Source organism: Xanthomarina arctica (genome assembly GCF_014638915.1).
GTDB lineage: Bacteria > Bacteroidota > Bacteroidia > Flavobacteriales > Flavobacteriaceae > Xanthomarina > Xanthomarina arctica.
In genome coordinates this window covers 681652-698211 of sequence record NZ_BMFQ01000003.1, presented here as the reverse complement: position 1 = coordinate 698211, position 16560 = coordinate 681652, and the positions used below count along the sequence as shown (strand labels likewise).

General features: G+C 35.0%; 9 protein-coding genes and 1 tRNA gene. 6 read left to right on the top strand and 4 right to left on the bottom strand.

The window, feature by feature from the left end:
* Positions 1-51 precede the first annotated feature (51 nt).
* Positions 52-7173 (top strand): T9SS type B sorting domain-containing protein, encoded by a 7122-nt coding sequence (locus tag IEV77_RS14305; RefSeq protein ID WP_188465985.1) that lies wholly within the window; start codon positions 52-54, stop codon positions 7171-7173.
* 447 nt (positions 7174-7620) lie between these two features.
* On the opposite strand, the gene IEV77_RS14300 is transcribed toward IEV77_RS14305, so the two are convergent.
* Together IEV77_RS14300 and IEV77_RS14295 are read right to left on the bottom strand one after the other, a co-directional pair.
* The gene (locus IEV77_RS14300) at positions 7621-9156 is read right to left on the bottom strand and encodes an OmpP1/FadL family transporter (RefSeq protein WP_188465983.1); all 1536 of its coding nucleotides are present in this window, start codon (positions 9154-9156) and stop codon (positions 7621-7623) included.
* Between the two features lie 33 nt (positions 9157-9189).
* Complete coding sequence (locus tag IEV77_RS14295) at positions 9190-10239, bottom strand: hypothetical protein (RefSeq protein WP_188465981.1); 1050 nt, start codon at positions 10237-10239, stop codon at positions 9190-9192.
* Positions 10240-10349: 110 nt separating this feature from the next.
* Here IEV77_RS14295 and proS point away from each other — a divergent pair, with 110 nt between their 5' ends.
* The 3 genes from proS (at position 10350) to rpsT (ending at position 12363) form a co-directional block, all read left to right on the top strand.
* Positions 10350-11828, top strand: a complete 1479-nt coding sequence (gene proS, locus IEV77_RS14290; RefSeq protein WP_188465980.1) for a proline--tRNA ligase — start codon at positions 10350-10352, stop codon at positions 11826-11828.
* A gap of 183 nt (positions 11829-12011) precedes the next feature.
* Positions 12012-12083 (top strand) — tRNA-Glu (locus IEV77_RS14285).
* A 28-nt stretch (positions 12084-12111) separates the two neighbouring features.
* Positions 12112-12363 (top strand): 30S ribosomal protein S20, encoded by a 252-nt coding sequence (gene rpsT, locus IEV77_RS14280; protein ID WP_188465978.1) that lies wholly within the window; start codon positions 12112-12114, stop codon positions 12361-12363.
* Positions 12364-12495: 132 nt separating this feature from the next.
* On the opposite strand, the gene rho is transcribed toward rpsT, so the two are convergent.
* Positions 12496-14283, bottom strand: a complete 1788-nt coding sequence (gene rho / locus IEV77_RS14275) for a transcription termination factor Rho (RefSeq protein WP_188465976.1) — start codon at positions 14281-14283, stop codon at positions 12496-12498.
* 199 nt (positions 14284-14482) lie between these two features.
* Here rho and IEV77_RS14270 point away from each other — a divergent pair, with 199 nt between their 5' ends.
* Complete coding sequence (locus IEV77_RS14270) at positions 14483-14893, top strand: DUF4293 domain-containing protein (protein WP_188465974.1); 411 nt, start codon at positions 14483-14485, stop codon at positions 14891-14893.
* Between the two features lie 319 nt (positions 14894-15212).
* On the opposite strand, the gene IEV77_RS14265 is transcribed toward IEV77_RS14270, so the two are convergent.
* Positions 15213-15707: a metallophosphoesterase family protein gene (locus tag IEV77_RS14265; protein WP_188465972.1), complete on the bottom strand. Its 495-nt coding sequence runs from the start codon at positions 15705-15707 to the stop codon at positions 15213-15215.
* A gap of 105 nt (positions 15708-15812) precedes the next feature.
* Here IEV77_RS14265 and truA point away from each other — a divergent pair, with 105 nt between their 5' ends.
* Positions 15813-16559: a tRNA pseudouridine(38-40) synthase TruA gene (truA, locus tag IEV77_RS14260; RefSeq protein ID WP_188465970.1), complete on the top strand. Its 747-nt coding sequence runs from the start codon at positions 15813-15815 to the stop codon at positions 16557-16559.
* Position 16560: the final 1 nt, after the last annotated feature.

The following is a 16560-nucleotide window of genomic DNA, read 5'->3' as shown; positions in this document are numbered from 1 at the left end:
TTTAGTTAACGTAAAAGTGTTAATTAAATATGGTTTACCACGATTCTCCCTATGAAAAAGTTAATTACCCTCTGTTTTCTTTTATTTCTTAGTACTACCTATGCCCAACTTATAGCCATTGACGATGTCGTTGTTGGAAGGTCAGATAATCCAGCCGATTCTTATGCAACGAAAGACCAAATTTTCCTGAACGATTATTTAAATGGCACCGCCATTGGTTTTACTACATATAGCAATTTTTCCTATTCAGAATTAATTCCTGACCCTACAGGGAATACACACTTAATTACAACTGGATTTCCAAATATTCGAATTGACGCCAACACTCCAGAAGGTATTTATTATATTACCTATGAAATTCAGGAAATTGCGAATCCGGCAAATATTGCTTCTGCAGTTATAGAAATCAGAGTATATCCAGGTAGTTTAAGTTCTGGTACTGGTTCTTCTGATATGACTATTGCTACTAGTTCTGGTGCAATATATTGTGGAGGTAACGTTTGTATTACAGATGCTTTTTGTGTCGATATAAATACAGGAACCATTCCACCCTTAACTTTAACGGCAGATTATAATGAAGTTGGAGAATCTAATTCATATGATGTACGTTCTATTCTCTTTAATCCACAATTTCCATCTACAATTTCACTTACACCTTCTGAAACTGCCTTAAACCTAACTTCTGATGATGACTGGAGTCCAGTAGTGAATTTTGCTTTCGATTTTGAGTTTTATCAAACTAATTATAGCCAATGTGTGCTTTCTACTAATGGTGCTGTAAGTTTTAATTTGGCTAGAGCCAACCAACCTCACGGCTGGGCCTTTAATCCTACTGATTTGATTCCAAGAAATAATCCAGGAGCTTTTACTGGTGCAAATATTTTTGGAGCCATGCATGATACAGATCCAAATGCGTCAGGGGTTAACGAGGTTAATTATAAAATAGCATACGATGTAAAAGGAGAAGCCCCATTTAGAGCTTTTGTTTTTAGTTTTTATAATGTAGCACAATATAGTTGCAATGCTTTAAAAACGGAACAAATGATTGTGTTTTACGAAACCACGAATATTATTGAAACTTATATCTATAAAAAACCTATCTGTTCATGGAATGGAGGATTAGCCGTTATAGGGATTCAAAACCCTGGTGGAACACAAGGGGTGGCACCTCCAGGAAGAAATACAGGTGTTTGGAATGTTCCTGAGTTAAGTCCTGAAGCTTGGCAATTTTACCCAAATGGCACACCAATTACAACCTTTCAATGGTTAGACGAAGCTGGTGCTGTTATTGGAACAGACCCAGCAAATTTAACTGTTGCACCTAGCCAAACTACAACCTACGTCGCACAAGTAACTTATACAGATGCATTAACAGGTGATTTGTTTACTGCTTACAGACCAATTACAGTAGTTGTTGCACCAACTCCGGTAGTAACCGTAACTAGTAGTGCAGATGTTTGTACAGGTGGAGATGCTGTGTTTACCATTACTGGATCTGAAAATGATGTGGTAGAATATATTTTAAATGGAGGAGCGGTTCAAACGGTAACTCTAGATTCAACAGGAATTTTTGTAATTACTATTACAGGAATAACTGCTACACAAACTATCGAATTAATCTCTGCAAATAATATTAACTCTGTATGTGGTGATACGTTCTCTTTAACTGAAGATGTAAATTTATTTACAACACCAGTTGCAGATGCTCCCACAGATGTTACAGCATGTAACGATTATACCTTGCCAGCCTTAACTATTGGAGATTACTTTACTGCCACTGGAGGAGCCGGAGGAACGGGAACCATGTTAAATGCTGGTGACGTTCTTACAACAACACAAACCATTTATGTGTATGCTGAAACGGGAACAACACCAAATTGTGTTGATGAAAATAGTTTCGTATTAACTATAGATTCTTGTACCTTATCTGTAACAGCAACTGCCGATATGCCTTCTATTTGTCATGATGCCGGCGCCGATGTTACTTTAACAGCAACGGCAAGTCCAGCAGTCGCTGTTGGAGTCTATACTTATAGTTGGAATATTCAAGGTGATGCAACGGTTTTAGGAACTGGTACGACATTATTATTGTCGCCCCCACCGGCAGCCACAACCGTATATGAAGTCACTTTAACAGACGATGGTTTAACTGCGCCAAACGATACAGTAACAAATACCGTAACCGTAACAGTTAATACCACCCCTACGGTTGATGACCCAATAGATGTTGTTGTTTGTGATAGTTATATATTTCCAGCATTAACAAGTGGAGATTATTATAATGGTACTGGAGGAACAGGTGGTTTAATAACGGCAGGTACATCTATTAGCAGTACACAAACCGTGTATGTATATGCCGAAACAGGAACAACACCAAATTGTTTTGATGAAAACAGTTTTCTAGTAACTATTAATCCGACGCCAACTGTCGACGCCCCAACAGATGTTACAGCTTGTGATAGTTATATTTTACCAGCGTTAACAGGAGGAGATTACTATAATGGTTCAGGAGGTTTAGGCGGTTTAATTTCTGCTGGGACATCTATTAACAGTACACAAACTATTTACGTGTATGCTGAAACAGGAACAACGCCAAATTGTTTTGCAGAAAACAGTTTTGTGGTAACTATTAATACAACACCAATTGTAGATAACCCAACAGCTGTAACGGCTTGTAATGAATATGCTTTACCTGCACTTACAAGTGGGACTTATTATACAGGTCCTGGCGGAACGGGAACAGTATTAACGGCAGGACAATTAATTACAACAACTCAAACTATTTATGTATATGCTGAAACAGGTACAACACCAAACTGTTTTGATGAAAATAGTTTTATAGCTACTATTGATATATGTACTATATCTGTAACAGCTACTGCAGATATGCCATCCATTTGTCATGATGCAGGTGCCGATGTTACTTTAACAGCTAATCCTTCGCCAGCAGTTCCAGTTGGAAGCTATAGCTATAGTTGGAATGTGCAAGGTGATGCAACGGTTTTAGGAACCAATGCAACTTATGTAATATCGCCTCCTCCAGCAGTAACCACAATCTATGAGGTAACTTTAACAGATAACGGGTTAGTGGCTCCTAATGATACGGCAACAAATACGGTAACCATAGTGGTCAATACCACTCCAACGGTTGATGACCCTATAGATGTTACAGCTTGCGACAGTTATATTTTACCAGCTTTAACAAGTGGAAATTATTACACGGGTCCTGCAGGTACCGGCACTGCGTTAAGTACAGGAGCAACCGTTTCAAGTACACAAACTATTTATGTGTATGGAGAAACAGCAACTACTCCTAATTGTACAGATGAAAATAGCTTTGTAGTTACTATTAATAACACTCCAATAATTGACTCGCCTGCAGATGTATCTGCATGTGACAGTTATACGTTGCCTGCCTTAACTGGTGGTGCTTATTATACTGGAGCAGCAGGAACGGGAACAACTTTAAATGCAGGCGACCCTATTACCACAACTCAAACAATTTATGTGTATGCAGAAACAGGTACAACACCAAATTGTGCTGTGGAAAACAGCTTTGTAGTAACTATTAGTGCAACGCCTACCGTTGATGCGCCAACAGATGTTACTATGTGTGATACTTACACGTTGCCAGCACTAATAAATGGAGCTTATTATACTGGGTCAGGTGGAACAGGAACCGTGCTGAATGCGGGAGATCCAGTTACAAGTACACAAACTATTTATGTATATGCCGAAACAGGAACGACTCCTAATTGTTCTGATGAAAACAGTTTCATAGTTACCATTAACATAACCCCAGTTGCAGATGCACCAGTTGCTGTTACGGCTTGTGATAGTTATACGCTTCCTGCTTTAACAGTTGGTTCTTATTTTACAGGAACATCTGGAACCGGAACTGCATTAAATGCAGGAGATCCTATAACAACTACTCAAACTATTTATGTTTATGCAGAAACAGGAACCACTCCAAATTGTACAGATGAAAATAGTTTTGCTGTAACAATAAATGTAACACCTTTAGTAGATGCGCCAGCAAATGTTGCAGAATGTGTAAGTTACACTTTACCTGCCTTAACAAACGGGACATATTATACAGGGACTTCCGGTACAGGGACTGTTTTAAATGCAGGAGAGGTTATTACTAGCACACAGACTATTTATGTTTATGCTGAGACAGGAACAACGCCAAACTGTTCTGCTGAAAATAGTTTTGTAGTCACTATAAACCCGTTGCCAACAGTAGTTGCTCCAACCCCATTAATTGTCTGTGATGATAATGTAGCGGATGGCATGACAGAAATGGATTTAAATGATAAAAACAATGAAATTTCTGGTGGAAACACCAATTATATTGTAACCTATTATAATAGCCTTACAAATGCTCAAAATGGTACGCCAGAAGTAATGCCTTCTTCTTCAACTTATATTGGTACAAATAATGAAGTTGTTCATGTAAGAGTAGAAGATGCTACAACCGGTTGTTTTGATTTAACTACTTTAACATTGAATGTGGTGGAAGCGCCAGCTGCGATTACTCCTCCAGACCTACATTACTGCGATCCGAATAATGATGGTTTTGGTGTTTTCGATTTAGATAGTAACATTCCATTAATTACAACAGATCCAGCTTTACAAGTAAGCTTTTATAGAACGTCACAAAATGCTATAAATAGTTTAGAGCCACTAACCAGTCCTTATACTAATGTAGATATCGATCAACAAATTATTTACGTGCGTGTAGATTATGTAGGTACAACAACAGATTGTCCAACCTATCTTCAGTTCAATATTATTGTCGATAAAACACCTGTAATTGAAATGAATCCTGAGCCAATTGTACTTTGTGATTACGATGGCGTTGCAGATGGGATGACAGTATTCAATTTAACAGATAGTAATACTGAAATTTTAAATGGTCTAAATCCTTTAGATTATACAGTTACTTATTATACTGATCAAGCTGGAGCTGAAACAGGTCCAACAGCTTTAACGTATATTTCAACACCTGCAGCGTTTACAAATACCAATGCACCAAGTCAAATTGTTTGGGTTCGCGTTGAAAATAATACAACAACTTGTGTAACGGTAACATCTTTAGAGTTAATAGTAAATCCGTTACCAATACCTGTAACAACTACAGATGCGGTTTTATATGAAATTTGTGACGACACCATTAACAACGACGGATACGCTGTTTTTGATCTAACATCTCAGGATAATGCTATTACTGGAGGAAACTCTAATTGGTCTGTTAATTACTTTGAAACAATGGCAGATGTAACAGCTAACAATCCTATTCCAGATTACACAGCTTATACAAATATCTCAGTTGGAGGCTTACCTCATAATCCTCAAACTATTTTTGTAACGGTTTCAGAAACAGCAAACAACTTAGATTGTTATGCTATCTCTACATTAACATTAACGGTTAATCCGGTGCCAACTCCGAATCCGGTTTTACCAGCTTTAGAATTATGTGATGATATGAATCCAGGAGATTTAGAAGAGGCTTTCAATCTAACATTAAATGAAGGTCTAATGGGGCTTTCTTACAATCAAACTGCAACGTATTATACAGATATGTCAGATGCAGAATTAGGGAATAACCCTATTCCAAATCCAACTGCTTACGTAAGTCAGTCTCAAACTATTTATGTAAATGTAGCATATACGGGAGATCCTGCTAATCCATTAGATAATGGAACAGGATGTTCAACGGTTGTATCATTTGAAGTTATTGTAAATCCATTACCAGTTGCAACTCCAGTTGATAATATGATTGCTTGTGAGTTAAATACAGATGGTTACTTTACTTTCGATTTAACCACTCAGAATGATGCTATTTTAAACGGTCAACTAGAGCCTGATTTTGCTGTAACTTATTATACAACTTTGGCAGCAGCCGAAGCCGGAACAGGTTTTATTGCTAATCCGTCGGCTTATCAGAATATGATGGATCCTGCTAATCCAGGACAACCACTTAATCCGCAAGAGATTTTTGTAAATATCACAAATACGATTACTGGCTGTGATGTTACTACGGTTAGTTTCTTTATTGAAGTTCAGGAATCTGCTGAGGTAAATCCAAATTACAATTTATTCGCTTTATGTGATGATAATATGGAATTTGATGGAGATCCTTCTAACGATACAGTAGGGTTTGATTTATTATCTCAAAACACCATTTTATTAAATGGACAAAATCCTGCTAACTTTAATGTGGCATACTATGTGAATCAAGATGATGCGCAAGATGAAATAAATGCTATCGATGCCTCTTCTCCTTATGTTAACCTATCAAACCCACAAGTTATTTGGGTTCGAATAGATAACGATACCAATGCAAATTCTATTTGTTTTGATATTAAGCCTTTAACTTTAATGGTGGATCCAATTCCAGCATTCGATTTAAAAGACGTTTATACCATTTGTGTCAACTTAAATGGAACCGAAGTTATTGGAGCGCCATTAATGGAGACTGGTTTAAGTACAGCTTTATATACGTTTGAGTGGATTGAAACTGGAGATCCTTCAGTGATATTAAGTACAGATTCATCTTATATGCCAACAGTAGCCGGTAATTATACAGTTTTTGTTGAAGATATTAATAATGGATGTACAAGTTCAGATTCTACAGTGGTTCAATTAAGTTCGCCACCAAATATGACTGCAACACTAACAACTCAAGCTTTTGCTAGTAACAGTATTATAGAAGTTACTGCAACAGGAGATGGAGCCGCTTTATTTGAGTTTAGTATTGATAATGGTCCTTGGTTAAGTAATGAGCCAAATTCTAATACCTATACTTTCTCAAATGTGCCTTTTGGAAATCACCTGATACAAGTTAGGGATATTAATGGATGTGGTATTGCCAGTGATAATGTCTTAGTTATGGATTATCCATTATTCTTTACACCAAACAATGATGGTTATAATGATACATGGCAAATTTTCGGAATAGAATATTTAACAGATGTTAAAATCTATATTTTTGATCGCTATGGAAAACTATTAAAACAATTAAGTCCTACTGGACCAGGTTGGGATGGAACTTATAACGGCGAATTATTGCCTTCTAATGATTATTGGTTTACAATAGACTATAAGGAGTTAGGAGAAAGCGAAGGAGCTCAAAAGCAATTTAAAGCGCACTTTAGCTTAAAAAGATAAAGTTGTTTTAAACTTTAATAAAAACTCAGACTTGGCGAAACAAGTCTGAGTTTTTTTTGTTTCTATACAATTCTTTTTAACTTGTTATAAACCATTTTAGATAACACTTATTTTCCTGCATCTACATCTGTAACTGTGAAGCCAAAATATATTTTAATACGACCATGGCTTCTAAATAAGCATGAAGGAATTCTTTAAGTTTTGTTAACTACTTGTTGGATTAAAGGGTTTCAGTCACGTAGGTAGAGTAGGAGTAGAATTGTTCTTTTTGAGCAGAATACAGGACCTGTATTGATTCTTAAGTAACCGATAGGTGTTTTATGTAAACCTATAGATTCCAATTGAGATGATTAATAAGGATGAAGTGTCACCTAAAAATTGGAATAAAAAAAACTCAGACAAGATTCGAATCTTAACTGAGTTTTTAAATTTTTATAATGAAATGTTTTACAGATTGAAAGCAACTGTAAATGTTACATTAGTATATCTGGAATCTATGGAAGCACTACTTGGGAACCCAGAATTATTAAATAATCTGTATTCTGAAGATTGTTTTGCTTGATCGAAAGCCATATCCATTCTGAACTTACCAAAATTATAACCTAAACCTAGAGAGTATCCATTTAAATCGCCTAAAGTATTGGCGTCTTTGTATGGACTTTCTTCAAATCTGTAACCACCTCTTAGACTTACTTGGTTCAATCTAATTTCTGCACCAACTTTATAAGTAGAAGCAGTTGTTAACTGATTATTGATGGCATTGTTCTGTCCAGAAAAATAAGGGTTAGATGTTGGTTTAAATTTAGTGTTGCTGTAGTCTTTTAAAGAATAATCAAAACTTATTAAACCATATTCTCCAAAAATATAAGCTAAACTTCCTGTAAATTTCCCTGGAGTTTGGATATTGTATGCAGGGTAAACATTAATTATATTTGAAATATAAGCTATCTCAGGGTCGGCAATATTAGAACTAATGCTTTGAATTAATTCTTCTTCTATTCGATACCATGTTGGAGAATTGTAAGTAACACCAAATCTCAAATCGTTTGTAATTTTTGCAATGGCACCTAGTTGAAAAGAAACTCCTGATCCAAATGTTGATAGCAAGTTATCAAAAACAATATTTTTTGCTAAAGAATTGGGATCAGAATTGGTTTCATAAAAACTGGTGAACTTATCATAATTAATAAAATGAGAATTTAAATTAACACCTAGATATAATCTGTCTTTAAAAGCTGTGGCAAAGTTTAATGAGAACTTACCATTGTATCCTGAGGCGGCATAATAATATTCCTGATAGAGGGCATTTGCTGGAGCCGTATTAGATACGTAATCAATATTATCATTGTTGGTATCGTTGTCCATATTAAAAGGGTCTATAATTCCAGCCCAATAACCTAAAAATACTTGTTGAACAGGATAGCCGTAATTTGGATTTGATCCAATATCAGCATAAGCTCCTTCAATATATTCACCTGGCTGTAGTTTTAAAACTCCAAAAGGGACTGCTTGATTTTCAGTGATGTCAAGGAAGTACCTGTCTATAGATGTTGAATTTGTTCCATTGGCATACCAATCATTATTATAATTCTGCACTTTATCATATGCAGCACTAAAAGCGAACTTAGACCAATCGGAATTGCTATTTTTATTATAAACAACAAAAGTAGCGCCAGTTTGATTTAAATCAATGTTCGATTCTTTAGATGTATTAAATCCATTAAAATACTGAACATCATTTTTAATGTTATTGTTTGATAAAGATATTGAAATGTGGCTATCATTAAAAATAGCAGATCCAGCAGGATTAATACTAACAGCACTCATGTCGCCTCCTAAAGCTCCAAAAGCACCGCTTAATCCTCTAAACCTAGCTGTTCCTTGTATTTCGTCCTGAGAAAATCTCACAGCATCTGTAACGTCCTGAGCGTATAGTGTAGCCATAGAAAATGTGACTACGAATAGTAAAAGTAACTTTTTCATATTTTTTTCTTTTTCTTTTTCTTCAATGCAATTTTATCCTCGTCCTCTAGAACCTCCAGAACTTCTTCCACCTCCTCCAAAAGAACCTGACGATCTAGCCGATCCCGAAGAGTAAGATCTTGAACTTCCAGAAGATCGACTTGGAGTAACCGATTTACTAGGAGTAGTTGTAGCTCTTGGTCTAGTAGTTGATGAACTATTCGTTCTAGTTTTTGTTGAAGGACTTAAGGTTGAACTAGAATTTGTTGTAGTACTAGGTCTAACCGTATTTGTACTTGGTCTAACAGTCTCATTAGATCGAGTAGTCGATCTTGTAGTCGTGTTTGGACTAACTGTGGAATTAGTTCTAGTTCTTGTTTGAAGTGTAGAATTTGTTCTTGCGTTAGTATACCCTAAACTAGAACCCGTTGTTCTTGTTCTAGCATTGTAATAATTTGAACTTCTATTATTATAATTGTTTCCATTATAATAAGTTCCACGACCTCCAGAACTGTAAGATACGCCTCTGCCTCCATAAGCATAATAGCCTCCACCATAATATCCTCCGCCATAATAACCACCGCCATAATAACCATAAGGTGTTGGTCTTGGTGCATAATAGCCCCAGCCATATCCATAATAAGGGTAATAAGGGTTATATCCACCATAATAATATGGAGAATACCAAGGACTATAACCCCAACCATAACCAAAACCTGTATTTATAGTAATAGTTACGTTGCTATTATCTTCTCCCCAACCGGCATATTCGTTATATTCTACATTAGTAGTGTCTTGAACTACAGCATATTCGCCTTCATAAGAATCGACATCTGTAAAAACATCAGCTTCATTTTCTTCTTCAGGTAATTGGTATTCTAAAGATTTTTCTTTAAAATAGTTTTTATAAAAAGTTTGGCTACTAGGTTCTTGTACTGTTTCTACAACAGCAGTTTCTTGATATTCAACTTTGGTTTCAGAACCATAAATACCATCATTGTCTTGTGAAACCTGTTGTGAAGAACCACAAGATGCTAAAACAACAAATAAGCTAAAAACAGCTATTTGAGGTGTTTTAGTTAAAAAGGAGTTATTATTTTGCATATCTCTTGAATTTTTATTGTTGAACGTAACAAAAATAGTTAGTTTTGCGCAACTATTTTTATATTAATTATATTTAACACAATCACAATTTTTGTGCCAAAATCCTGAATATGAGTAAAAATCTTACGAGTAGAGCTGAAGACTATTCTAAATGGTACAACGAACTTGTTGTAAAAGCAGACCTTGCGGAGAATTCTGCAGTTAGAGGTTGTATGGTAATCAAACCTTATGGCTACGCTATTTGGGAAAAAATGCAAGCAGAGTTAGATCGTATGTTTAAGGAAACTGGACATCAAAATGCATATTTCCCTCTATTAATACCAAAAAGTCTATTTGAAGCCGAAGAGAAAAATGCTGAAGGTTTTGCCAAAGAATGTGCTATTGTTACACATTATAGATTACAAAACGATCCTGATAATCCAGGGAAATTGCGTGTGGATCCAGATGCTAAATTAGAAGAAGAACTAATTGTTAGACCTACTAGTGAAGCTATTATTTGGAATACATATAAAGGGTGGATACAGTCTTATAGAGACTTGCCATTGCTTATTAATCAATGGGCCAATGTGGTTCGTTGGGAAATGAGAACACGTTTGTTTTTACGTACTGCTGAATTTTTATGGCAAGAAGGTCATACTGCTCACGAAACAAAAGCGGAAGCTATTCAAGAAGCGGAATTAATGAATAACGTCTATGCTACTTTTGCTGAAAACTTTATGGCTATTCCAGTTATTAAAGGAGTAAAAAGTGAAAGTGAACGTTTTGCTGGTGCTGTTGAAACCTATTGTATTGAGGCCTTAATGCAAGATGGAAAAGCTTTACAAGCTGGTACATCGCACTTTTTAGGTCAGAATTTTGCTAAAGCTTTCGATGTGAAATTTACGTCTAAAGAAGGAAAGCAAGATTATGTTTGGGCAACTTCTTGGGGAGTTTCAACCAGATTAATGGGTGCTCTAATAATGACGCACAGTGACGATAAAGGTTTGGTTTTACCTCCAAATTTGGCCCCTAACCAAGTGGTTATTGTTCCTATATATAAAACAGATGAGCAATTAGAAGAAATCTCTAAAATCGCCAATTTAATGATGGGAGATTTAAGAGCGAAGCATATTTCTGTGAAATATGACAATAGAACAACTTTAAGACCTGGTGCTAAGTTTGCACAACATGAATTGCAAGGAGTTCCATTAAGAATCGCTATTGGGCCTAAAGATCTTGAAAATGGCACTGTTGAGGTGGCTAGAAGAGATACCTTAACCAAAGAAGTGATTGCATTAGATAATGTAACTTCTACTGTTGAAAATTTAATGACTGAAATTCAAACGGCTTTATATACAAAAGCATTGAATTTTAGAGATTCTCATGTAACCTTGGTAGATACATTCGATGAATTTAAAAATGTTTTAGAAACTAAAGGTGGCTTTATTTCAGCCCATTGGGATGGAACAATTGAAACTGAAGCTAAGATAAAAGAAATTACAAAAGCCACTATTAGATGTATCCCTACGGATGAAGTGCCTGAGAACGGGATTTGTGTCTATTCTGGAAGCTCTTCAAAAGGTAGAGTATTGTTCGCAAAAGCTTATTAATAAATTTTTTAAAAAAAATATCAATAAGCTCTTGCAACATTTAAAAATAGTTGTATTTTTGCACCCGCTTGAATGATATAAATTAACTCAGTCAAGTAAACAATGGAAACATTGTAAGTTATTTTGAAATAAGTATTGTGAATTAAAATATATAGTTATATATTTGCACACTCAAAACAAAATGGCCCGTTCGTCTATCGGCTAGGACGCCAGGTTTTCATCCTGGTAAGAGGGGTTCGACTCCCCTACGGGCTACAATTTTTATAAAAGAAAAGATAATAAAATGGCAAATCATAAGTCAGCATTAAAGAGAATTAGAAGTAACGAAGCTAAACGTTTAACTAATAAATATAAGCATAAGACAACTCGTAACGCGATCAAAAAATTGCGTGAAATAGAGTCTAAGCAAGAAGCAGAAGCTTTGTTTCCTGAAATAGCTTCTATGATCGATAAATTAGCTAAGAAAAATATTATTCATGCTAATAAAGCAGCGAATTTAAAATCGAATTTAACTAAGCACGTAGCTGCTTTATAAGAGTCGATTAACTCAATATATAAAAAACCTTTCAATATTTTGAAAGGTTTTTTTTGTGCCAAAAATTAAAATATTAAAAAAGGAAAAGCCTTGATTTCTCAAGGCTTTATTTATTATAATAATGAAAGAGGTTTATCCATTCATGGAAATTAAAAACTCTTCGTTGTTTTTGGTCTTCTTAAAGCGTTCGTTAATAAACTCCATAGCTTCCACAGGATTCATATCTGCTAAATACTTACGCATAACCCACATTCTTTGAATGGTGTTGGCATCAAGTAAAATATCGTCGCGACGTGTACTAGAAGATGTCAGATCGATAGCAGGGAAAATTCTACGATTAGATATTTTTCTATCCAGTTGTAACTCCATATTACCAGTTCCTTTAAATTCTTCGAAAATTACTTCGTCCATTTTAGAACCTGTTTCTGTAAGTGCTGTAGCAATAATGGTAAGCGAACCTCCATTTTCTATGTTACGAGCCGCTCCAAAGAAACGTTTTGGTTTATGTAGTGCATTAGCATCCACACCACCACTTAATATTTTACCAGAAGCTGGTTGAACACTATTGTAAGCTCTTGCTAAACGTGTAATAGAATCTAAAAGAATCACAACATCGTGACCACATTCTACTAATCGTTTTGCTTTTTCAAGAACAATATTTGCAATTTTTACGTGCTCATGAGCTTCCTTATCAAATGTAGAGGCAATAACTTCTCCACGTACATTTCGCTGCATATCTGTAACTTCTTCTGGGCGTTCATCAATCAATAGAATCATTTGATAAACTTCAGGATGGTTTGCGGCAATAGCATTAGCTACATCTTTTAGCAACATGGTTTTACCTGTTTTCGGTTGCGAAACAATCATTCCACGTTGTCCTTTTCCAATTGGGGAAAACAAATCCATGATTCTTGTTGAAATGGTACTTTGTCGTCCTGCTAAATTGAATTTCTCTTGAGGAAATAAGGGTGTTAAATGTTCAAAAGAAACGCGGTCTCTAACCACATTTGGGTCTTGACCATTAATTTTACTTACTCTAATTAAAGGGAAATATTTTTCTCCTTCTTTTGGTGGACGTACTTGTCCTAATACGGTATCTCCAACTTTTAAACCAAATAATCTAATTTGTGATTGAGATACATAGATGTCATCTGGCGATGATAAATAGTTGTAATCCGATGAGCGTAAAAAACCATAACCATCTTGCATAACATCTAAAACACCTTCACTTTCTATAATAGCGTCAAATTCAAAATCTGGCTCTCTATATCTGTTTCTAGTATCTTTATTCCCGTTATTGCTATTGGAATTTTGGTTTTTATTTTTACTTTCTCTTTTTGGACGATTTTGATTATCGTTTTTAGAGTTTGTTTTGTGATCTTCTTTATCCTTGTTATTCGAATCTTTATCTTGAGCTGGTCTAGCAGGTCTTGCAGGTCTCGGAGTTTTTTGTTGAATTGGTTTGCGAGGTTCTGGTTTAGGAGTTTCTTCCTTTGGGATCTCAGCTTTTGAAGTTTCCATTTTCGGAGTCTCAACTTTAGGAGTCTCAACTTTAGGAGTCTCAACTTTAGGAGTTGCTACTTTAGGCGTTTCTGCTTTTGGAGATTCTGATTTTGGGGATTCTATTATAGGAGTTTCAGCTTTGCTTTCTTGTGATATATTGTTATCACTATTTTTAACCTCGTTGGAGGGACGTTGAATTCGTTCTCTTGGTTTTTTTGGTTGTTGTTTAGGAGCTTCTTTTTTAGGTTCTACTTTTACAACTTCTTTAACTGCGCTAGGATTTGCAGCTTGCTGATCTAGTATTTGATAGACTAAATCTAATTTCTTTAAGGAACGATATTTTGAGACGTTCAGTTTTTTTGCTATATCCTGTAACTCAGGAAGCTTCATTTCTTTTAATTGTGAGATTTCAAACATTGATGTTGAATTGAATATTTGGATTAAATATTAAAATTGATTTTTTCTGAAAAAAAATTGATTTTATTCTGAAGAATTAACAGCTTACAACTGTGGTAGTTGTCCATTGTTATTGCAATTATACAACTTTATTTTATTAATTTAAGTTAATTTATTAAAAAGAAACGTCTATTTTTGTCTCTTCAAAATTAGAAAAGGAATGCTTCAAAGAATTCAAACCATATATCTATTATTAGCTGCAGGAGTCTCTGGAGGTCTTATATATGTTTTTGAATTATGGACAACACCCGAAAATGTGAAAGTATTTGCAGACGATATCAATTATATTTTTGCAATGTTTTTAGTGTCAGCATTTTTTTCGGTTTTATCAATAACTAGATTCAAACAAAGGAAATCTCAATTTGTGTTGGGAAGACTAAACATCATATTAAACTTTTTTTTACTAGGATTATTTGTGTATCAATCTCTAAACGTATCTGGAGAAACGGAAGTTTCGGAGAAAGGTATTGGGATTTTTCTCCCTATTATTTCTATCGTGTTGTTGGCATTAGCCAATAAGGCCATTAAGAAGGATGAAGATCTTGTAAAATCTGTAGATAGATTAAGATAAGCCTAACATCTTAGTAATTTTTTAGTGCGTGAACCCAAGGTGAAGATCTTGGGTTTTTTTATTAGTGAAACCCAAAACTCAAAAGCAAAGCGCATTGAGTTTTGTTGGTTGAACTAATCCCGCTGAAAAGCGGGATCTTAAAGTTGTTTAGCAAAGGATTCTTATGGAAAAGCAAAGCGCATTGAGTTTTGTTGGTTGAACTAATCCCGAAGAATGGAGAGATTTCAATTTTTTTAGTTTTTTCGGATATAATATGCTTATGCTCTAAATCGTTTGCTTTTTTGGAATTTGGTATTTCATTTTTTGGAATTTTATTTTATCATCTCCCTTCAAACTCTATAACTTCTAAATCTTTAATATTACTACCATCTATTACAAATCGAAGCATGGTTCTTACTTTATGGAATCCGTATTTTCCAACTGCTCCTGGATTCATGTGTAATAAATTTAATTTTTTGTCTGGCATGACTTTTAGAATGTGAGAATGTCCGCAGATAAATAATTTTGGTGGACTTTTTCTCAAGGCTTCTCTAATTCTTATATCATATCTATTTGGATAACCTCCAATATGCGTTATCCAAACATCAACACCTTCGCACATAAATCTGTTGTTTTCCGGGAATTCCGTTCGCGCTTCATGTCCGTCAATATTTCCGAAAACGGCTCTCAACGGTTTTAATTTCTTGATTTGGTTTGTTACTTCCAAATCACCAATATCTCCAGCATGCCAAACTTCATCTGCTTGTTTTACATGTTTTAAAATGGCATCATCTATATAACTATGAGTATCTGATAGGAGGAGGATTTTTTTCATGGATTGCTTTCGGTATACGGAAATCTCTTTTTATTTAACTTTTATTTGAAATTTCAAGAAGGATTAAAATTCTATCTTTGCACCTTACAAAAATAGTACTTTAGCTTGAGATATTTTTTAGAGATAGCATATAACGGAACAGATTATCATGGTTGGCAAATACAGCCCAATGCTATATCTGTACAAGAAGTTATTGAAAAAGCGTTGTCTACACTTTTAGGTCAAAGTACCACCATTTTTGGAGCAGGAAGAACAGATGCTGGCGTGCATGCCAAACAAATGTTTGCTCATTTCGATACAGAAAAAGCTTTTTTAAATGAGGATCTAGTTTATAAACTTAATTCCTTTTTACCTAGTGATATTGCTATTCTAGATGTTTTTAAAGTTATTTCAGATGCTCATGCTAGGTTTCATGCCTTGAGTCGTGCGTATGTGTACCGAATTTCATTGGAAAAAGATGTCTTTAACATCGTTGGAGCTTATTATTTGAAGCAAAAAGTGGATGTAATTAAAATGAGGGAAGCCACAAAGGTTCTATTGGAATATCAGGATTTTCAATGTTTTTCCAAAAGTAAAACAGATGTAAATACTTATAATTGTAACATCATGGAAGCCGAATGGTCCTTGGAAGGAATCGAATTGCAGTTTACAATTAAAGCCGATAGATTTTTAAGAAATATGGTTCGTGCGATTGTGGGAACTTTAATTAATGTAGGTTTAGGGAAACTTGAAGTTGCAGATATGCATAACATTATAACTTCTAAAAACAGGAGTGAAGCTGGTTTTTCTGTGCCTGCGCATGGCTTGTATTTGGTAGAAGTGGTTTATCCAGAATCAATTAAATTAAACTAAT

Excerpts from the sequence above, each read along its gene's own strand:
- IEV77_RS14305 (WP_188465985.1), top strand. The coding sequence starts at position 52 with ATGAAAAAGTTAATTACCCTCTGTTTTCTTTTATTTCTTAGTACTACC.
- IEV77_RS14300 (WP_188465983.1), bottom strand. The coding sequence starts at position 9,156 with ATGAAAAAGTTACTTTTACTATTCGTAGTCACATTTTCTATGGCTACA.
- IEV77_RS14295 (WP_188465981.1), bottom strand. The coding sequence starts at position 10,239 with ATGCAAAATAATAACTCCTTTTTAACTAAAACACCTCAAATAGCTGTT.
- proS (WP_188465980.1), top strand. The coding sequence starts at position 10,350 with ATGAGTAAAAATCTTACGAGTAGAGCTGAAGACTATTCTAAATGGTAC.
- rpsT (WP_188465978.1), top strand. The coding sequence starts at position 12,112 with ATGGCAAATCATAAGTCAGCATTAAAGAGAATTAGAAGTAACGAAGCT.
- rho (WP_188465976.1), bottom strand. The coding sequence starts at position 14,283 with ATGTTTGAAATCTCACAATTAAAAGAAATGAAGCTTCCTGAGTTACAG.
- IEV77_RS14270 (WP_188465974.1), top strand. The coding sequence starts at position 14,483 with ATGCTTCAAAGAATTCAAACCATATATCTATTATTAGCTGCAGGAGTC.
- IEV77_RS14265 (WP_188465972.1), bottom strand. The coding sequence starts at position 15,707 with ATGAAAAAAATCCTCCTCCTATCAGATACTCATAGTTATATAGATGAT.